The sequence below is a fragment of the Denitratisoma sp. agr-D3 genome (assembly GCF_054658675.1).
Map to the genome: position 1 here is coordinate 324,575 of NZ_BAAGIA010000004.1, position 18,688 is coordinate 343,262.

General features: G+C 61.5%; 15 protein-coding genes and 1 tRNA gene. 11 read left to right on the forward strand and 5 right to left on the reverse strand.

What is annotated here, in order from left to right:
* Window positions 1–10: 10 nt before the first annotated feature.
* Both nusA and rimP read right to left on the reverse strand, forming a co-directional pair.
* Window positions 11–1,495, reverse strand: coding sequence for a transcription termination factor NusA (gene nusA, locus ACYQ2U_RS13360; protein WP_459950871.1), 1,485 nt, complete (start codon window positions 1,493–1,495; stop codon window positions 11–13).
* A gap of 28 nt (window positions 1,496–1,523) precedes the next feature.
* Window positions 1,524–2,000: a ribosome maturation factor RimP gene (gene rimP / locus ACYQ2U_RS13365; RefSeq protein ID WP_459950872.1), complete on the reverse strand. Its 477-nt coding sequence runs from the start codon at window positions 1,998–2,000 to the stop codon at window positions 1,524–1,526.
* A 203-nt stretch (window positions 2,001–2,203) separates the two neighbouring features.
* Between rimP and ACYQ2U_RS13370 the strand changes: the two genes are divergently transcribed.
* From ACYQ2U_RS13370 to ACYQ2U_RS13415, 10 genes are all read left to right on the forward strand, one after another.
* Window positions 2,204–2,288: transfer RNA gene (locus ACYQ2U_RS13370), tRNA-Leu, on the forward strand.
* Between the two features lie 13 nt (window positions 2,289–2,301).
* On the forward strand, window positions 2,302–2,661 hold the full coding sequence (locus ACYQ2U_RS13375) for a thioredoxin family protein (protein ID WP_459950873.1): 360 nt from the start codon (window positions 2,302–2,304) through the stop codon (window positions 2,659–2,661).
* Between the two features lie 2 nt (window positions 2,662–2,663).
* On the forward strand, window positions 2,664–3,566 hold the full coding sequence (locus ACYQ2U_RS13380; RefSeq protein WP_459950874.1) for a LysR family transcriptional regulator: 903 nt from the start codon (window positions 2,664–2,666) through the stop codon (window positions 3,564–3,566).
* A gap of 148 nt (window positions 3,567–3,714) precedes the next feature.
* Window positions 3,715–5,376 (forward strand): OFA family MFS transporter, encoded by a 1,662-nt coding sequence (locus ACYQ2U_RS13385; protein ID WP_459950875.1) that lies wholly within the window; start codon window positions 3,715–3,717, stop codon window positions 5,374–5,376.
* Between the two features lie 24 nt (window positions 5,377–5,400).
* Window positions 5,401–5,862: a formate dehydrogenase subunit gamma gene (locus ACYQ2U_RS13390; RefSeq protein ID WP_459950876.1), complete on the forward strand. Its 462-nt coding sequence runs from the start codon at window positions 5,401–5,403 to the stop codon at window positions 5,860–5,862.
* Window positions 5,859–7,415: a formate dehydrogenase beta subunit gene (locus ACYQ2U_RS13395; protein WP_459950877.1), complete on the forward strand. Its 1,557-nt coding sequence runs from the start codon at window positions 5,859–5,861 to the stop codon at window positions 7,413–7,415. Before ACYQ2U_RS13390 ends, ACYQ2U_RS13395 begins: the two co-directional genes overlap by 4 nt.
* A gap of 15 nt (window positions 7,416–7,430) precedes the next feature.
* Window positions 7,431–10,301, forward strand: a complete 2,871-nt coding sequence (gene fdhF, locus ACYQ2U_RS13400; protein WP_459950878.1) for a formate dehydrogenase subunit alpha — start codon at window positions 7,431–7,433, stop codon at window positions 10,299–10,301.
* A 2-nt stretch (window positions 10,302–10,303) separates the two neighbouring features.
* Window positions 10,304–11,149, forward strand: coding sequence for a formate dehydrogenase accessory sulfurtransferase FdhD (gene fdhD, locus ACYQ2U_RS13405; RefSeq protein ID WP_459950879.1), 846 nt, complete (start codon window positions 10,304–10,306; stop codon window positions 11,147–11,149).
* On the forward strand, window positions 11,146–11,376 hold the full coding sequence (locus ACYQ2U_RS13410; RefSeq protein ID WP_459950880.1) for a formate dehydrogenase subunit delta: 231 nt from the start codon (window positions 11,146–11,148) through the stop codon (window positions 11,374–11,376). The genes fdhD and ACYQ2U_RS13410 overlap by 4 nt, the downstream gene beginning before the upstream one ends.
* 60 nt (window positions 11,377–11,436) lie before the next feature.
* Window positions 11,437–12,426 (forward strand): serine/threonine protein kinase, encoded by a 990-nt coding sequence (locus ACYQ2U_RS13415; RefSeq protein ID WP_459950881.1) that lies wholly within the window; start codon window positions 11,437–11,439, stop codon window positions 12,424–12,426.
* Window positions 12,427–12,491: 65 nt separating this feature from the next.
* Here ACYQ2U_RS13415 and ppsA read toward each other — a convergent pair whose 3' ends face one another.
* The gene (gene ppsA, locus ACYQ2U_RS13420) at window positions 12,492–14,858 is read right to left on the reverse strand and encodes a phosphoenolpyruvate synthase (protein ID WP_459950882.1); all 2,367 of its coding nucleotides are present in this window, start codon (window positions 14,856–14,858) and stop codon (window positions 12,492–12,494) included.
* Between the two features lie 117 nt (window positions 14,859–14,975).
* Between ppsA and ppsR the strand changes: the two genes are divergently transcribed.
* Complete coding sequence (ppsR, locus tag ACYQ2U_RS13425) at window positions 14,976–15,800, forward strand: posphoenolpyruvate synthetase regulatory kinase/phosphorylase PpsR (RefSeq protein WP_459950883.1); 825 nt, start codon at window positions 14,976–14,978, stop codon at window positions 15,798–15,800.
* A gap of 17 nt (window positions 15,801–15,817) precedes the next feature.
* Here ppsR and ACYQ2U_RS13430 read toward each other — a convergent pair whose 3' ends face one another.
* The gene (locus tag ACYQ2U_RS13430) at window positions 15,818–16,711 is read right to left on the reverse strand and encodes a hypothetical protein (protein ID WP_459950884.1); all 894 of its coding nucleotides are present in this window, start codon (window positions 16,709–16,711) and stop codon (window positions 15,818–15,820) included.
* A gap of 11 nt (window positions 16,712–16,722) precedes the next feature.
* Window positions 16,723–18,678 (reverse strand): TonB-dependent receptor plug domain-containing protein, encoded by a 1,956-nt coding sequence (locus tag ACYQ2U_RS13435; RefSeq protein WP_459950885.1) that lies wholly within the window; start codon window positions 18,676–18,678, stop codon window positions 16,723–16,725.
* Between the last annotated feature and the right edge of the window lie 10 nt (window positions 18,679–18,688).

The following is an 18,688-nucleotide window of genomic DNA, read 5'->3' on the forward strand; positions in this document are numbered from 1 at the left end:
GTCGTTCCCCTTACTTGTCTTCATTCGCGAACCAATGGGCTCGGGCGTTAGTAATCAATTTCTTCGCGTCTTCCTCGGAGATATCACTGATTTCCGTCAATTCGTCCACCGCCAGATCGCCAAGATCATCGCGGGTCTTGATGTTGTTGCGGGCCAGCTTGGCCGCCAAATGCTTGGTCATGCCTTCCAGTTGCAGCAGTTCTTCCTCGACGCCATCCAATTGTTCCTCGTCCACGATGGCTTCGGTCAGCAGCACGTTGCGGGCGCGGTCGCGCAGTTCGTTCACCGTGGCTTCGTCAAAGGCCTCGATTTCCAGCATTTCGGCCAGGGGCACGTAGGCCACCTCTTCCAGGGTGGAGAAGCCTTCCTCGATCAGGATGTCGGCCACTTCCTGGTCCACGTCCAGCTTTTCCATGAACAGGGCACGGATGGTGGAAGCCTCGGCCTCGTGCTTCTGGGCGGACTCCTCTTCCGTCATCAGGTTGATGGTCCAACCGGTCAGCTCGGAGGCGAGACGCACGTTCTGTCCGCCGCGGCCGATGGCGATGGCCAGGTTGGCCTCGTTCACCACCACGTCCATGGCATGGCGCTCTTCATCCACCACGATGGAGGACACTTCAGCCGGGGCCAGGGCACCGATCACGAATTGCGCGGGGTCGGCGGACCACAGCACGATATCCACGCGTTCGCCGGACAGTTCGTTGGTCACGGCGGTCACGCGGGAACCGCGCATGCCGACACAGGTACCGATCGGATCGACGCGGGGGTCATTGGACTTGACGGCGATCTTGGCGCGGATGCCGGCATCGCGGGCGGCGGACTTGATCTCCAACAGGCCCTCTTCCATCTCGGGCACTTCCAGTTCGAATAGCTTGATGATGAATTCGGGTGCTGTGCGGGACAGGATCAACTGGGGACCACGGGCCTGCCGGTCGATCTTCATCAACCAGGCACGGACACGGTCACCGGGACGCAGATTTTCCTTGGGAATCATCTGGTCGCGGGGCAGCAGGGCCTCGACCCGGCCGGCTTCGATGATGGCGTTGCCGCGCTCCAGGCGCTTCACGGTACCCATCACCAGGTGTTCCTTGCGTTCCAGGAAGTCGTTGAGGATCTGCTCGCGTTCAGCGTCGCGGATTTTTTGCAGGATCACCTGCTTGGCGGCCTGGGCGCCGATACGACCGAAATCCACCGGCTCCAGGGATTCCTCGATGTAATCGCCCACATTGACGTCGGACAACTGCTCACGGGCTTCCACGAGACCGATCTGCTGCTCGTAGTTGTCCATGTCTTCTTCATTCATCACCAGCCAGCGACGATAGGCCTCGTATTCGCCGGTATTGCGATCGATTTCGACGCGGACGTCGGCATCGTCGTGGACACGCTTCTTGGTGGCGGAAGCCAGGGCCATCTCGAGGGCGGTGAACACGATGTCCTTATCAACGTTCTTTTCCCGCGCCAGGGCATCCACCAGCAACAGCAATTCGCGGCTCATAGTTTTCTCCAACAATCCAATACTAAGTTCAGAATTTCGGGATCAGGCGGGCCTTTTCCACGTTGTCCAAAGGGAACAGATGCTCGGTGCCTTCCGACGTCAAGACCAGCGACCCGTCCCGCAAACCGCCGAGCACCCCGCTGAAATTGCGCTGATTGCCCACGGGGATGCGCAGCTTCACCTGGGCCTCCTGACCGGCGAAACGCTCAAAATCGGCGGCCTTCTTCAAGGGCCGGTCCAGCCCCGGAGAGGAAACCTCCAGGCGGTCGTAATCGATGTTTTCCACCGTGAACAACCGGGTCAGGTGATTGCTGACGGTCGCGCAATCGTCCACCGTGATGCCGCCTTGGGCAGCCGGCGCGCCTTCGGCGGGGGCCGGTGCCACGAAGCCAACGGGACGATCGATGAAAATGCGCAGCAAACGGGCGCGGGGACTGATTTCAAAGTCCACCAACTCGTACCCGAGGCCGGTCACGGCCTGTTCAATCAACTCGACAATCTGCATGAATCCGGTGCCACAAATGAAAAATGGGCAAAACTGCCCATTTTCTTTCGCCGCCTTCCGCCTTGATTTGAAGGTGGAAGCAGCCCCAAAAATTTCGCTGATTGTAGCAGTTGCATCAATTCATCGCAATCTTTGATGTATTTGCACCCATCACCAGGGCCGCGGCAGCGCCCGTGGGCCGTGTAGAATCCGCCCCTTCCGCCGCCCGGATGGTGAAATTGGTAAACACAGCGGACTTAAAATCCGCCGCCGCAAGGCCTGCCGGTTCGAGTCCGGTTCCGGGCACCAGAGAACAGTCCCCATGCCCGAATTTCTTGTCGCCTGCCTTTGCGCCGAATGGTGCGGTACCTGCCGGGATTACCGCGCCGGCTTCGAGGCCATGGCGGCCGACTTCCCCAATGCGCGTTTCCGTTGGCTGGACATCGAGGACGAAAACGCCGGGTTGGAGGACTTCGACGTGGAAAACTTTCCCACTTTGCTAATCCAACGGGGCGACGACGTGTTGTTCTTCGGCACCATGCTGCCCCAGCACCACCACCTGCACCGCCTGCTGGAAACCTTCTGCCAACAAACGGCGGAAGAAAGCCATGCCTACGCCCACAAGACGGAAGAACGTCAAGGCTGGCAGCAACTGAGCCTGCGGCACTTGCTGGCGGACTAGCCATGCTGTCGCGCAAATACCATTACCTGATCGCCCTCGCCCGGGAAAAGCATTTCGGTCGGGCGGCCGCCAGTTGCCACATCTCCCCGTCCACCCTTTCCGCCGCCATTCGCGACCTGGAAACCGAACTGGGGGTGTCCATCGTCGAACGGGGACAACAGTTTTCCGGCCTGACGGCGGAAGGCCGCTGCGTTCTCGACTACGCCCAGCGCATGGCCGCCAGCGCCGAAGGCCTGCGTCAGCAACTGGCCCAATTGCGCGACGGCCTGAGCGGCCGCCTGCGCCTGGGAGTGATTCCCACCGCCCTGACCATGGTGGCGTCCCTGACCTCGGCCTTCGCCCGACGCCACCCCCTGGTGGACATCGAGGTGCTCTCCCTCAGTACCGGGGAAATCCTAGATCGGCTCCAGCACTTTGAACTCGAAGGCGGCATCGTGTATTCCGAATCGAGCGCGAGCCCCGACCTGGACAACATCCCCCTCTGGAATGAAAACCACGTTTTCATCACCCACGAAAGCACACCCGAGGCCGAACGGGAAACCATCACCTGGGCGGAGGCGGCCCAAGTGCCCCTGGTCCTGCTGACCAAGGACATGATGAACCGCAAGATCATCGACCGGGTTTTTCACGACATCGGCCAGGACCCCAAGCCCTCCCTGGAAACCAATTCCATCGTCAGCATCCTGGCCCATGCCTGCACGGGGCAGTGGTCGGGCATCCTGCCCAAGGGGGTGCTGGAGCAGATCGGCTTGCCGGCCGGTCTGCGCATGGTCAAGCTGGTTTCCCCCTCCCTGGGTTGGGCAACCTGCCTGGTAACCCCCCACCGCAAACTGCTCTCCCCGCTGGCAAGTGCCCTGGTGGACACCGCACGCCACCTGAATGTTGCATTCGCAAAAAGCGAATAACTCTTCAGAATTATTTGATTTCACGGGCCAATGACCTGGGTTACTTTGCAGCCCGAGTCTGGCCTGTTCCTTTTTGTTCATCCCGTTCCAACTGGAACAAGGGCCATTCCACACCACAACAGCCAACAAGGCTGACAAAGGAGGATTCATGACCACCACTGCCGTATTGACGTCGCCGCCGTCCACCGACTTCCTATCCCGCGAGCGCATCATTGCCAAACCCGGATTCAACCGCTGGCTCGTCCCCCCCGCCGCTCTCGCCATCCATCTTTGTATCGGTATGGCTTACGGTTTCTCGGTTTTCTGGCTGCCTCTGTCCAAGGCCATCGGCATCAAGGAAAGCGTCGCCTGTCCGGCCGACATGGGCTTCTTCGCCCAAGCCGTCGCCGCCAACTGCGACTGGAAGATTTCCATGTTGGGCTGGATGTACACCCTGTTTTTCGTCTTCCTCGGCTGTTCCGCCGCCATCTGGGGCGGCTGGCTGGAAAAAGCCGGTCCGCGCAAGGCCGGTGTCGTTTCCGCCGTCTGTTGGTGCGGCGGGCTGGTGATTTCGGCCTTCGGTGTTTATGCGCACCAGATCTGGATGCTCTGGCTGGGCTCCGGCATCATCGGCGGCATCGGTCTGGGCCTCGGCTACATCTCGCCCGTGTCCACCCTGATCAAATGGTTCCCTGACCGGCGTGGCATGGCCACCGGCATGGCCATCATGGGCTTCGGCGGCGGTGCCATGATCGGCGCCCCCCTGGCCGACAAGCTGATGAAGTTCTACGCCACCCCGACTTCCGTCGGCGTCGCCGAAACCTTCCTCACCTTGGCTGCCATCTATTTCGTCTTCATGATGGCCGGCGCCCTGGGTTACCGCGTGCCCGCCGACAACTGGAAGCCCGCCGGCTGGCAACCGCCGGCCCAGGACCCGAAGAAGTCCATGATCTCCGCCGGTCACGTGCATCTGGACGTGGCCTGGAAGACCAAACAGTTCTGGCTGGTGTGGGGCGTACTGTGTCTCAACGTGACCGCCGGCATCGGCATCCTCGGCATGGCCTCCCCCCTGTTGCAGGAGGTGTTCGCCGGCAAGCTGATCGGCATCGACGTCGCCTTCAACGACCTCACCGCAGCGCAGAAGGGCCAGATCGCCGCCATCGCCGCCGGTTTCACCGGCCTGCTCTCCCTGTTCAACATCGGCGGCCGTTTCTTCTGGGCCTCCCTCTCCGACAAGATCGGACGCAAGGCCACCTACTTCACCTTCTTCCTGCTCGGTTTCGCCCTCTACGCCTCCATTCCCTGGACGGCCGCCCAAGGCAGCCTGGCCCTGTTCGTCGCGTTCTTCTGCGTCATCCTCTCCATGTACGGCGGCGGTTTCGCCACGGTACCTGCCTACCTGGCCGATATGTTCGGCACCAAGATGGTGGGCGCCATTCACGGTCGCCTGCTCACCGCCTGGGCCACCGCCGGCATTCTCGGCCCCGTGCTGGTGAACTACATCCGCGAGTACCAACTGGAGCATGGCGTAGCCCGGGCTGATGCCTACAGCATCACCATGTACATCCTGGCCGCGCTGCTCTTGCTCGGTTGCGTCTGCAACTGGCTGGTGACGCCGGTTTCGGAAAAGCTGCACATGAGCCCCGAGGAGTTGGCGGAGGAAAAGAAGGCCGCCGACAACACCCACCAACACTTCGTCGAGGACGTGGAAGCCCTGGCCAAGGAAGCCAGCCACTCCACCAAGGTCACCCTGGCCTGGCTGGCCGTCTGGATTCCCCTCGGTTGGGGCATCTGGATGACCTTGCAGAAGGCCATCGTCCTCTTCAAATAACGAGATCGTCACCGAAAGCCTGACATGGACACACCTGCCGTCGCCGCCATCATCGATGCCCACCGTCATCAGCCCGGCGCCCTCCTGCCCACGCTCCACGCCCTTCAGGATGCATTGGGCTTCATTCCCGAGGACGCCGTGCCGCTGCTGGCCTCGACCCTGAACCTGTCACGGGCCGAGGTGCATGGGGTGATCAGCTTCTACCACCACTTCCGCACGGCACCGCCGGGGCGGAAGGTGGTGGAGGTATGTCGGGCGGAGTCCTGTCAGGCCAAGGGGGGCGCGGCCCTCGAAGCCCACGCCAAGAAACGGCTGGGGACCGATTGGCACGGCACCAGCGCCGACGGTGACTTCACCCTGGAGCCGGTGTATTGCCTGGGGCAATGCGCCTGTTCGCCAGCGATCCGCATCGGCGACGACGTATTTGGCCGGGTGGATGCCGACAGTTTTGATGCCATCCTGGAAGAGCAAGGGAGCAAGGCATGAGCACCCGCGTATTCGTCCCCATCGACTCCAGCGCCCTGGCACTCGGCGCCGAACGGGTTGCCCGTGCCATCGCCGAAGAAGCGGCCCGGCGCGGCGCGGACGTGGAAATCGTACGCAACGGCAGCCGTGGCATGGTCTGGTTGGAGCCTCTGGTGGAAGTCCAGACCGAACACGGTCGCATCGCCTACGGCCCCGTACAACCCAAGGATGTGGTGGAACTGTTCGACCAGGGTTTCCTTGAAGGCAAACACCACAAGCTTTGCCACGGTCTCACCGAGCACATTCCCTTCTTCGCCGGCCAGGAGCGCCTCACCTTCGCCCGGGTCGGTCTCACTGATCCGCTCTGTCTTGACGACTACGCCGCCCGAGGCGGCTGGGAAGGCCTCAACCGGGCGGCTGCCCTGAGTGCTGCCGATATCGTCAAACAGATCACCGACTCCGGCCTGCGGGGTCGCGGTGGCGCCGCCTTTCCCACCGGGATCAAGTGGAACACCGTGCTGGGCGCCCAGGCTGCCCAGAAGTACATCGTCTGCAATGCCGACGAAGGCGACTCCGGCACCTTCTCCGACCGCATGTTGATGGAAGGCGATCCCTACGCCCTGATCGAAGGCATGGCCATCGCCGGCCTGGCCGTGGGGGCTACCCAAGGCTATATCTACCTGCGCTCCGAATATCCCCACGCCTTCAAGACCCTGAAGGCCGCCATCGAAAAAGCCCGCGCCGCCGGCTACCTGGGCCGAGACGCCGACCACTCGGGCCGCAACTTTGAGCTGGAAGTGCGCCTCGGTGCCGGCGCCTACATCTGCGGTGAGGAAACCGCCCTGCTGGAAAGCCTGGAGGGCAAGCGCGGCGTGGTTCGCGCCAAGCCGCCCCTGCCCGCATTGAAGGGCCTGTTCGGCCAACCCACGGTGGTGAACAACGTGATGACCCTGGCCTCGGTTCCCATCATCATGGCCAAGGGCGCCACCTTCTACCGTGACTACGGCATGGGCCGTTCCCATGGCACCTTGCCCTTCCAACTGGCGGGCAATTTGCGCCACACCGGCCTGGTAGAAAAGGCCTTCGGCCTGACCCTGCGCGAACTGCTCTACGACTACGGTGGCGGCTCTGCCTCGGGCCGGCCCATTCGCGCCGTCCAGGTGGGCGGCCCTCTTGGCGCCTACGTGCCCGAGTCCCAGTTCGATACGCCCTTGGACTACGAGTCCTTCGCCGCCATGGGCGCCATGGTGGGCCACGGCGGCATCGTCGCCTTCGACGACACGGTGGACATGGCCGCCCAGGCCCGTTATGCCATGGAGTTCTGCGCCGCTGAGTCCTGCGGCAAATGCACACCGTGCCGCATCGGCTCCACCCGGGGCACGGAAGTCATCGACCGCATCATTGCCGGCGAGGAACGTCCCCGCAACGTGGCTTTGCTGAAAAGCCTGTGCGACACCATGACTGCCGGTTCCCTTTGCGCCCATGGCGGTATGACGCCTTTCCCGGTGCTGTCGGCCCTGCGCCATTTCCCTAGCGATTTCGGCATTGCCGATACCGACAGCCAAGCCGCTTGAATACAGGAGACGACCATGTCCCTCAATAAAGACATCGACTACGGTACCCCTGCCCGCACTTCGGAAAAGGAAGTCACCCTCACTATCGATGGCATCGAGGTAACGGTGCCGGAAGGCACCTCCATCATGCGTGCCGCCCAGGACCTGGGCACCGCCATTCCCAAGCTCTGCGCCACCGACAGCCTGGAACCCTTCGGTTCCTGCCGTCTCTGCCTGGTGGAGATCGAAGGCCGCAAGGGCTGCCCCGCGTCCTGTACCACGCTGGTGGAACCGGGCATGCAGGTGCAGACCCAGACCCCCAAGCTGGCGGAGCTGCGCCGCAACGTGATGGAGCTGTATATCTCCGACCATCCCCTGGACTGCCTGACCTGCGCCGCCAACGGCAATTGCGAATTGCAGGACATGGCCGGCGTGGTGGGCCTGCGGGAAGTGCGTTACGGGTTCAAGGGTGACAACCATTTCGACGCCGAGCACCGCTGCGAGAAGGACGAGTCCAACCCCTATTTCACTTACGACCCGGCCAAGTGCATCGTCTGCAACCGCTGTGTGCGCGCCTGTGAGGAAACCCAGGGTACCTTCGCCCTGACCATTTCCGGCCGGGGTTTTGAATCCCGCGTCAGTCCCGGTCAAAGTCAGCCCTTCATGGAATCGGAGTGCGTTTCCTGCGGCGCCTGCGTTCAGGCCTGCCCCACGGCGACCCTGATGGAAAAAACCGTCATCGACAAAGGCCAGGCCGAGAAGAGCGTGGTCACCACCTGCGCCTACTGCGGCGTGGGCTGCGGCTTCAAGGCCGAGGTCAAGGGCAGCGAAGTGGTGCGCATGGTGCCCTGGAAGGACGGTCAGGCCAACCACGGCCATTCCTGCGTCAAGGGCCGTTTCGCCTGGGGCTACGCCACCCACGCCGACCGGGTGAAGTCCCCCATGATCCGCAAGAGCATCCACGATCCCTGGCAAGAAGTTAGCTGGGATGAGGCTTTCTCTTACGCCGCATCGGAGTTCAAACGCATCCAGGCGCAATACGGCCGCGATTCCATCGGCGGCATCACCTCTTCCCGCTGCACCAACGAAGAAACCTATCTGGTGCAAAAGCTAGTCCGTGCCGCCTTCGGCAACAACAACGTGGATACCTGCGCCCGGGTTTGCCATTCCCCCACGGGTTATGGCCTCAAGCAGACCCTGGGCGAATCCGCCGGCACCCAGACCTTCGACTCGGTGATGGACGCCGACGTGATCGTGGTAATGGGCGCCAATCCCACCGATGGCCATCCGGTGTTCGGCTCCCAACTCAAGCGCCGCATCCGCCAGGGTGCCCAGCTAATCGTCATCGATCCCCGCGCCATCGACCTGGTGAAGTCACCCCACGTACAGGCCGCCCACCACCTGCAACTCAAGCCCGGCACCAACGTCGCCATGGTCACCGCCCTGGCCCATGTGATCGTCACCGAAGGATTGGTAAACGAAGCCTATGTGCGGGAACGCTGCGAAATCCCCGCCTTCGAGGCCTGGCGAGACTTTGTCGCCAAGCCGGAGAACTCTCCGGAAGCCACCGAAGCCGTGACTGGCGTACCCGCTGCCGAAGTACGCGCAGCCGCCCGGCTCTACGCCACGGGTGGCAATGCTGCGATCTACTACGGCCTCGGCGTCACCGAGCACAGCCAGGGCTCCACCACCGTCATGGGCATCGCCAACCTGGCCATGGTCACCGGCAACGTGGGCCGCATGGGTGTGGGCGTGAATCCTCTACGGGGCCAGAACAACGTGCAAGGCTCCTGCGACATGGGCTCCTTCCCCCACGAGCTTCCGGGTTACCGCCACGTCTCCGATGCCACGGTGCGGGGCCTGTTCGAATCCGCCTGGGGCGTGGAACTGCAACCAGAACCCGGCCTACGCCTGCCCAATATGTTCGAAGCCGCCCTGGACGGCAGCTTCAAGGGCATGTACGTCCAAGGAGAAGACCCGCTCCAGTCCGACCCCAACACCCACCACGTGGAAGCCGCCCTCTCCAGCCTGGAGTGCTTGGTAGTGCAGGACATCTTCCTCAACGAAACGGCCAAGTACGCCCACGTTTTCCTGCCCGGTTCCAGCTTCCTGGAAAAGGATGGCACCTTCACCAATGCCGAGCGCCGCATTTCCCGGGTGCGCAAGGTGATGCCGCCCCTGGCCGGCCTGGCCGACTGGGAGGTCACCCTCAAGCTGGCCCAGGCTTTGGGCTACGCCATGCACTACGACCATCCCTCCCAGATCATGGACGAGATCGCCCGCCTGACGCCGACCTTCCACGGTGTCAGCTACGACAAGCTGGAACAGATGGGCAGCATCCAGTGGCCCTGCAACGAAGCGGCGCCGGACGGTACGCCCATCATGCACGTGGACCACTTTGTTCGCGGCAAGGGCAAGTTCGTCATTACCCAGTACCAGCCCACGGACGAAAAGGTCACCTCACGCCTGCCATTGATCCTCACCACGGGCCGCATCCTCAGCCAATACAACGTGGGTGCCCAGACCCGCCGTACGGCCAACTCGCTGTTCTACGACGAGGATCGGCTGGAGATTCATCCTCACGACGCCGAGGAACGGGGCATCGCCGAGGGTGACTGGGTGGGCATTACCAGCCGTGCCGGTGAAACCGTTTTGCGCGCCACGGTCACGCCCCGAGTGCAGCCCGGGGTGGTGTACACCACTTTCCACTTCCCCGAATCCGGCGCCAACGTGATTACGACGGATAATTCGGACTGGGCCACCAATTGCCCGGAATACAAGGTCACCGCCGTACAAGTGACCAAGGTGTCGCAGCCATCCGAATGGCAGCAACGCCAGCGCCGCTTCGCCGCCGAGCAGGCCGAGCTCGCCCCCAAGCGTTCCAACCGGCAACGGGTCACTGCCTAGCCATGGCCTCCCCCCGGTCCGCCGCCACCGCTGTCACCCTGCCCGCGCGGGACACGGCACGTAACCGCCAGGCCCGGCGGGTTTCCGCCGGGCATCCGACGGTGGACCGGATCGAGACGCTGCCCGAGGAAGTGCCGGTCGCCCTGGTGTACAACGGTGTCTCCCACGCGGTGATGCTGGCGACGCCAGCCGACCTGGAGGACTTCGCTCTGGGCTTCAGCCTGTCAGAAGGCATCCTCACCCGCCCTGCGGAGTTGTACGACTGCCAGATCCAGGAGCAAGGACAAGGCATCGAATTGCAGTTGGACATTGCCAGCGAGCGCTTCGCCAAGCTCAAGGAACGCCGCCGCAGCTTGGCCGGCCGCACCGGCTGCGGCTTGTGCGGCGTGGAAAGCCTGGGACAGGCCTTGCGTCCGATTCGCACCGTGGCGACTGGCCTGGCCCTGCCAGTGACGGCCATCTCCGTCGCCCTGGAACGCATCCACCACCACCAGCCCCTGCACCACCGCACCCATGCCGTCCACGCTGCCGCCTGGGTCGATCTGGCCGGCAACATCGTCCTGACGCGGGAAGACGTGGGGCGTCACAACGCCCTGGACAAATTGGTGGGTGCCCTGGCGACTCGCGGTTTCGACAGCACAACCGGCTTCGTCCTGGTCACTAGCCGGGCCAGCGTGGAGATGGTGCAAAAGGCCGCCAGCATCGGCGTCCAGTTGCTGTTCTCAATTTCCCATCCCACCGCGCTAGCCGTGGAAACCGCCGAGGCCAGCGGTCTCACCCTGGCCGGGAGCCTTCACGGCGACGGCTTCTCCATCCATACCCATCCCCAACGCGTCCTGTTGCCATGAACACCCAGTACCTGATCAAGATGGCCAACCAAATCGGCACCTTTTTCGAAAGCCAGCCCTGCCACGAGCAGGCCCTGGACGACCTGGCCCGACACCTGCAAAACAGCTGGGAAAAACGCATGCGCAATGCCCTGCTTGCCCATATCGACGGACAGCAAGGGGAAGGACTGCTGCCCATCGTCCGCGACGCGGTGGCCAAGCACCGCCAGGAGTGGCCCACCGACTGAAGTAGGCGGACCAGGCAGGCGGCAGGCCCTACAATCGGGCTTTGCCTTTTTCCGCCCGCCATGGTGCAAGACATCCTCCATCCTTACGCCACCCTCACCCCCGACCACGTCCTGGACGCGGTGGAAAGCCTTGGGCTGCGGCCGGATGGTCGGCAGCTGGCCCTCAACAGTTTCGAGAACCGGGTCTATCAGGTGGGCATGGACGACAGCCCGCCCCTGATCGCCAAGTTCTACCGTCCCCAGCGCTGGAGCGAGGCGCAAATCCTGGAGGAACATGCGTTCGTCGCCGAACTGGCCGAAGCGGAAATCCCCGTCGTGCCGCCGCTGGCGCTGCAAGGCAAGACCCTGCACCGCTACGGCGACTTTTCCTTCGCCCTCTTCCCCCGCCAGGGTGGTCGGGCGCCAGAATTGGGTGATGAGCAGACCTTGCAATGGCTGGGTCGCTTCATTGGCCGCATTCATGCTGTCGGCAAACGGCAACCCTTCCATCACCGGCCAGCACTGACGCCGACCAGCTTCGGTACGGAGTCCCGCGACTTCCTGCTGGAACACCAGTTCATTCCCATGGAACTGGAAAGCTCCTGGCGCAGCACGGTGGACATGGCCCTACAAGGGGTAGCCCGGGCCTACGAGCGGGCCGGCGACGTGGCCCTGATCCGACTCCACGGCGACTGTCACATGGGCAACGTGCTTTGGACGGATCATGGGCCGCACTTCGTCGATTTCGACGACAGCCGCAGCGGGCCGGCAATCCAGGACCTGTGGATGTTGCTCTCCGGCGAGCGGGAGGAAATGCAAACCCAGTGGGATGCAATACTGAGGGGCTACCGCACCTTTTGCGATTTCGACGGGCGTGAACTCCACCTGTTGGAAGCCCTGCGCACCCTGCGCCTGTTGCACTTCTCCGCCTGGTTGGCGCGCCGGTGGGACGATCCGGCTTTTCCGGCGGCCTTCCCCTGGTTCAATACCCAGCGCTATTGGCAGGACCGCATCCTGGAGTTGCGGGAACAGATTGCCTTGATGGACGAATCCCCGCTGGAAGTCCGCTAGTCATCCCAACAAAAACAAAAGGGAGGGGTTTCCCCCTCCCTTCTGCCATCGGCCTCAGGCCGCTATCAGCCCTTCTTTGCCAGCTTCAACCAGGTGTCGACCACGGTGTCGGGGTTCAGGGAGATGCTCTGGATGCCCTGCTCCATCAGCCACTCGGCCAGATCGGGATGGTCGGAAGGACCTTGGCCGCAAATGCCCACGTACTTGCCCAGGCGGTTGCAGGTGGAAATGGCCATGGACAGCAACTGCTTGACGGCCGGGTCCCGTTCGTCGAAAGCGTGGGCCACCAGGCCGGAGTCGCGATCAAGGCCCAGGGTCAGCTGGGTCAGATCATTGGAGCCGATGGAGAAGCCATCGAAGTGTTGCAGGAACTGCTCGGCCAGCAGGGCATTGGACGGGATCTCGCACATCATGATCAGCTTGAGGCCGTTGTCGCCGCGCTTGAGGCCGTGGGAGATCAGCAACTCTTCCACACCCTTGGCTTCTTCCAAGTTGCGCACGAAGGGCACCATCAGCTGGACGTTGGTCAGGCCCAGCTCATTGCGCACCTTCTTCATGGCCGTGGTTTCCATTTCGAAGCAATCGCGGAAACTGTGGGCGATGTAACGGGAAGCACCGCGGAAACCCAACATGGGGTTTTCTTCCTCGGGCTCGTAGATGCTGCCGCCAAGCAGCTTGCGGTATTCGTTGGACTTGAAGTCGGACAAGCGCACGATCACCGGATTGGGATAGAAGGCGGCGGCAATGGTGGCCACGCCTTCCACCAGCTTCTCGATGAAAAATTCCTTCGGGCTGGCATAGCCGCGGGAGCGGCGCAGGATTTCCTCGCGCAGGGAGGCCGGCACCTGGTCGATTTCGAGGATCGCCTTGGGATGGATGCCAATCATGTTGTTGATGACGAACTCCACCCGGGCCAGGCCGACGCCGGCATTGGGGGTTTGGGCGAAATCGAAGGCCAACTCCGGGTTACCCACGTTCATCATGATCTTGACCGGCACGTCGGGCAGGTGACCCATGTCCTGCTGGGTGACCTCGAAGTCCAGCTTGCCACGATAGACGTAGCCGGTGTCGCCTTCGGCGCAACTCACGGTGACGGATTCGCCAGCCTCCAGCACGTCGGTGGCGTTGCCGCAGCCGACGATGGCGGGAATGCCCAACTCACGGGCGATGATGGCGGCGTGACAGGTACGACCACCCCGGTTGGTGACAATGGCGGAGGCGCGCTTCATCACCGGCTCCCAGTTGGGGTCGGTCATGTCGGCCACCAGCACGTCACCGGGCTGGACTTGGTTCATCTGGGCCGGATCGAGCACGACGCGGACGGGACCGGCACCGATCTTCTGGCCGATGGCGCGACCAGAGGTGAGCACCTTTCCATGCTGCTTGATCTTGAACTTCTCGATCACGCCGCTGGATTGGGACTGCACGGTTTCGGGCCGGGCTTGCAGAATGTAGAGCTTGCCGTCGCGACCATCCTTGCCCCACTCGATGTCCATGGGACGACCGTAGTGCTTCTCGATGATCACGGCGTAACGCGCCAGTTCCAGCACGTCGGCATCAGTCAGGGCGTACTTGATGCGATCGGCCTCGGGCACGTCCACGGTGACGGTGGACTTGCCGGCCACCTTGGTCTCGGAGAAGACCATCTTGATCAACTTGGAGCCCAGATTGCGGCGGATCACGGAGGGCTTGCCTTGGGCCAGGGTGGGCTTATGCACGTAGAACTCGTCGGGGTTCACGGCGCCCTGCACCACGGTTTCGCCCAGGCCGTAGCTGGCGGTGACGAAAACCACGTCCTTGAAGCCGGACTCGGTGTCGATGGTAAACATCACGCCGGCAGCGCCGGTATCGGAACGCACCATGCGCTGCACACCGGCGGACAGGGCCACGTCAGCGTGGGCGAAGCCCTTGTGCACGCGATAGGCGATGGCGCGGTCGTTATAGAGGGAGGCGAACACTTCCTTCATGGCGTGGAGGATGTTCTCGTAGCCGTGGATGTTGAGGAAGGTTTCCTGCTGGCCGGCAAAGGAGGCATCGGGCAGATCCTCGGCGGTGGCGGAGGAACGCACGGCGAAGGAGGCATCGGGGCCGCTGGTGGCGATCAGGGCTTCGTACTGGGATTTGATCTCTTCTTCCAGCTTGGCCGGGAAAGGCTGGTCGATCACCCATTGGCGGATTTGTGCACCGGTCTTGAGCAGGGCGTCCACGTCGTCCACGTTCAGGCCGTCGAGGGCAGCGTTGATCTTGTCGGCCAGGCCTTGGTGGGCCAGGAATTCCCGATAAGCGTCAGCCGTGGTGGCAAAACCGCCGGGAACGCGAACGCCGGAAGCGGCGAGCTGGCTGATCATTTCCCCCAGGGAGGCATTCTTCCCACCGACATCACCAACGTCGGTCATGCGAAGTTGTTCAAAGGGGATCACATAGCGGGTCATGTTGGGCACAGCCTTTCTTGCTTCGGACGTGAATTGAGGAAAACCCCGGGGAATTCGGTGGGCCGTCACCGGGAAAAGACGCTATTGTAACGTCTTTGCCTATCACCTTTCTTCATCATGCACGCTTCCCGTACCGTTTTCTTCATTTCCGACGGCACCGGCATCACCGCCGAAACCCTGGGCCACAGCCTCCTCAGTCAGTTCGAAAACACCCAGTTCCGCCAAACCCGTATTCCCTTTGTGGATTCCGAGGAAAAGGCCCGGGAATGCCTGGCTCGCATGGAGGAAGCAAAACAAAGGGATGGGGCGCGGCCCATCGTGATTTCCACCCTGGTACGGGCCGATATCGCGGCTTTTTTCCACCAGGCCGACGCCGTGGTATTGAATTTCTTCGAGGCCTTCATCGCCCCCTTGGAGGCCGAGCTGGGCTGCAAATCCTCCCATACCGTCGGCCGTTCCCATGGATCGGTGACATCCAAGGGCTACCTGGCCCGGATCGAGGCCATCAACTTCACCCTGGCCCACGATGACGGCATCACCGACCAGGGGCTGGATCAGGCCGACGTGATTCTGGTCGGCGTATCCCGCAGCGGCAAAACCCCCACCAGCCTCTATCTGGCCCTGCAATTCGGCCTCAAGGTCGCAAATTACCCGTTGATTCCCGAGGATTTCGAACGCCACCAATTGCCGGACAGCCTGCACAAGCATCGAAGCAAGCTCTTCGGCCTGACCATCGCACCCGAACGGCTCTCCCAGATTCGCCAGGAACGGCGCCCGGACAGTCGCTACGCCTCCCTGAAAAACTGTCTTTGGGAAATTGAAGCAGCGCAGAACCTGATGCGCAGAGAGGGCGTTCGCTGGCTGGACTCGACCGCCAAATCCATTGAGGAAATCGCCGCCACGCTGATGCAAACGGTGGGGTTGGACAAATTGACCTATTAAGCCGGATCGGCCGCCGCCTATTCCTTCAATTGGCGCAGGCGGTTCTCCAGTTCCTCCGCCGCGGGCAATGCCAGCCCAAGGGACCGGGCGACGGAAAAATTGACCCCCACCGAGAAATAGCGGGCGTATTGAGCGCTGGGCAAGGCACGCCCCTGTCGGTAGGCGGTGATGTTGTCCAGTAGTTGTTGGGCAATCTGCTCTGTCGAGGAATAAATCGCCACGGCAGCCCCCGCACGCAAATAGCTTTCAGAGAAAGCCACCACTGGCACTCCGGCCCGATAGCTGATCAACAGCAATGGGGGGACGGTCGCCGCCGTATGGACCGCGGGGTCGGGCATGGCCACCAGGATGGAAATCCGCTGTACCAGACGCTCCACGGCGGGACCGACCTCGCTTTCCCGCTCCACCGATTCCGTATGCAGTCGCAAACCGTGTTCCACGGATTGCTGCTCCAATCGGGGAACCCGCTCCAATAGCGGAGACGAAACGATCATGCCCATATCCCGGTTGCGGGAAGGCAGCAATTGCACCAGATTCAGGAATCGCGTGGGCGGCTGCTCGGGGAAAAGCAAGGACACCTGCCTGCCGCCCTTCCTAGCCTGAACCTCGGCAGCCGCAGAAGATGGAAGCACCGCGAGTACCGGCCAATCCCCGCTGCCGGTTTCCAACACATGACGCCAGGCCTTGAGACCCACGACAACCCACAAACGCCGCTGCCCAGCCGCTACCGAACCACCGCTGTCAAGGACCACGTCAGCGTCTCGGCGCAAGGCCTGCTCGACCTTCACCACCACCTGAGCCGCGAATCCGCCCTCCTCGACCCCCGTCAAGCGTAGCGTGAGGGACTCGGCCCTGGCCTGCCCCGCCACGACAAGGATGCATACGAAAAAGAAACGGGACAAGCGGAGCATGAACAAACGCCTTAGAAGTCCATGCTCAAGCGCAGGGTACTGATACGCGGCGGTTTGACGTAGCCATAAAAGTCCATGGTGGGCTGTGAGGCGTTTTCCACCACCCAGGCCAGTTCGCCCTTGTAGCCAGGCGCTGGACTAAACGTGCGCGCCAGACGGATATCGGCCTTGTGGTAACCAGTTTGTTGGGTACCGCCCGCCCACTTCATGGCGCTGACGGTGTATAGACCGATCCCCAATTGCCATTGATCGAACAATTTCTGGTCCAACAAAATACTTTCCGTACTGGACGGTGTTTGGGCGATCAGACCTTGCGCATTGCCAGTACCAGAGGCCGCCCACAAGAATGCTCCGGCGTAATAAATTTTCGTAGTTGGGATAGGCGTCCAGTGCAAGGAAAAGTCTGTCCCACTGAGTTCCAACCTATCTCGATTAACAAATGTTTGCGCACACTGAACTCCATCGCATGTCTGTGCAGTCGAGGGGAGTTGCCCAGGAAAAGGAATGCTGGTTGTCGCCAGCAGACTCGTGATTTCCGATTTAAAAACCCGGACATCCCCGGACAAGTGCCATCCCGGCATCTCCCCCAGATAAGCAATTTCTGCTGTCTGATTTTTTTCGGCCCTGGGAATCGTTGGCACAAAGAACAATTGCTTCAACAAAATTCCATTCAGGGACAAACTGGAATTTCCTTTCGCCTCGAATAACGTCGGTGTACGCTCAGCGCGCCCCCAAGAAACTCTCACCGTGTGTTGAGGAAAAAATTCCCAGTTCACAGCAAGTCGGGGAGAAACACTGGCTACAGTGAGACCCGTTTTTTCGAACATAACCCCAGCATTAGTGACGACGTTCTCGCTGACCCGCCACTCAAGATTACTGAACAAACGCCAAAGCCCCATATCCACCCAAGTATTTTTTCCTAAAAAACCAGGGGATCGAGCTGCGTCATAGCGTAATTGGCCACCTGAGCTCACCCTGAGAGAGGGTGAAATCCCATTAATACGCTGGAATTCCACATCATCACGTCTCGTGTCCATCCCATAGTCGACGGGAACCGAGGTTGTGCCATCAGTGATACTTGTCATTTCTGCTGCTTTACGTTGCTCGTGGAAATACTGAATCCACCATTCATCGTCAGCTGAATTTCGCCTGGACCAACGCAATTGGGCAAATGCACTATTTACCGTACGATTTCTTATGATTTTGTTATCTCTATCCTCCTGCCCCCGTACCCCTCCTGCATAGCCAGCCTGAATTTGAAGCTGATTGGCCGTATCGACCTGATATTCCGCACGCAAATTCGCTTTGTCTGTTTTCTGACTATCGAACAGGTCTGGGAATCCCCTATCCTCGTTTCGTACCGCTGTTACTCGATAGCGCCAGCCCTTATCCACACCACCGTGTCGGTAGACCAGTTCTGACACACCTTCGTTACCTCGCACCCATTCGATATGCTCCCCCTGTTCCGTTCCGGGTTCTTTGGTGATGATATTGATGACCCCCAAAAAGGAATTCGCACCGTAGGTCACAGCATTGGGACCACGGACCACTTCGATGCGTTCGATGTCGGCAATCGCCAGGGGAATGTCGGTCCAATTCACCCCGCTATAAAGCGGGCTGTAGATGGAACGGCCGTCAATCAGGACCTGCATTTGATGAGAAAAGGCATCGGCCAGTCCTTGGTTGGTCACCGAGGCCGTGTTGCCATTCAGTTGCCCCACCAGAAAACCAGGAACCAGGCGCAACAGATCTGGCAAGGCTCTGGCGCCGGAAGCTTTGATCATGTCCCGGTCTACCACCGTAACGGCGGCAGGTGCATCCTTGAGAGGTTGGCGTAGTCGGGAAGCTGACAATACGACGGGAAGATCATCCAGCCCAGTGGCATCCGACCACTGACAATAGCCGGGCAACGTTGTTAATGTCGCCAGCGAAGCAGCCGCATAGCACGCGCCTTTTTTCCTGACCATGTTTCCCCTC

Bases quoted from the DNA above. Each gene is read 5' to 3' on its own strand.
- ppsR (WP_459950883.1), top strand. From the start codon at position 14,976: ATGCACGCTTCCCGTACCGTTTTCTTCATTTCCGACGGCACCGGCATC.
- nusA (WP_459950871.1), bottom strand. From the start codon at position 1,495: ATGAGCCGCGAATTGCTGTTGCTGGTGGATGCCCTGGCGCGGGAAAAG.
- ACYQ2U_RS13435 (WP_459950885.1), bottom strand. From the start codon at position 18,678: ATGGTCAGGAAAAAAGGCGCGTGCTATGCGGCTGCTTCGCTGGCGACA.
- ACYQ2U_RS13415 (WP_459950881.1), top strand. From the start codon at position 11,437: ATGGTGCAAGACATCCTCCATCCTTACGCCACCCTCACCCCCGACCAC.
- ACYQ2U_RS13380 (WP_459950874.1), top strand. From the start codon at position 2,664: ATGCTGTCGCGCAAATACCATTACCTGATCGCCCTCGCCCGGGAAAAG.
- fdhF (WP_459950878.1), top strand. From the start codon at position 7,431: ATGTCCCTCAATAAAGACATCGACTACGGTACCCCTGCCCGCACTTCG.
- ACYQ2U_RS13395 (WP_459950877.1), top strand. From the start codon at position 5,859: ATGAGCACCCGCGTATTCGTCCCCATCGACTCCAGCGCCCTGGCACTC.
- ACYQ2U_RS13430 (WP_459950884.1), bottom strand. From the start codon at position 16,711: ATGCTCCGCTTGTCCCGTTTCTTTTTCGTATGCATCCTTGTCGTGGCG.
- ACYQ2U_RS13410 (WP_459950880.1), top strand. From the start codon at position 11,146: ATGAACACCCAGTACCTGATCAAGATGGCCAACCAAATCGGCACCTTT.
- fdhD (WP_459950879.1), top strand. From the start codon at position 10,304: ATGGCCTCCCCCCGGTCCGCCGCCACCGCTGTCACCCTGCCCGCGCGG.
- ppsA (WP_459950882.1), bottom strand. From the start codon at position 14,858: ATGACCCGCTATGTGATCCCCTTTGAACAACTTCGCATGACCGACGTT.
- ACYQ2U_RS13385 (WP_459950875.1), top strand. From the start codon at position 3,715: ATGACCACCACTGCCGTATTGACGTCGCCGCCGTCCACCGACTTCCTA.
- ACYQ2U_RS13375 (WP_459950873.1), top strand. From the start codon at position 2,302: ATGCCCGAATTTCTTGTCGCCTGCCTTTGCGCCGAATGGTGCGGTACC.
- ACYQ2U_RS13390 (WP_459950876.1), top strand. From the start codon at position 5,401: ATGGACACACCTGCCGTCGCCGCCATCATCGATGCCCACCGTCATCAG.
- rimP (WP_459950872.1), bottom strand. From the start codon at position 2,000: ATGCAGATTGTCGAGTTGATTGAACAGGCCGTGACCGGCCTCGGGTAC.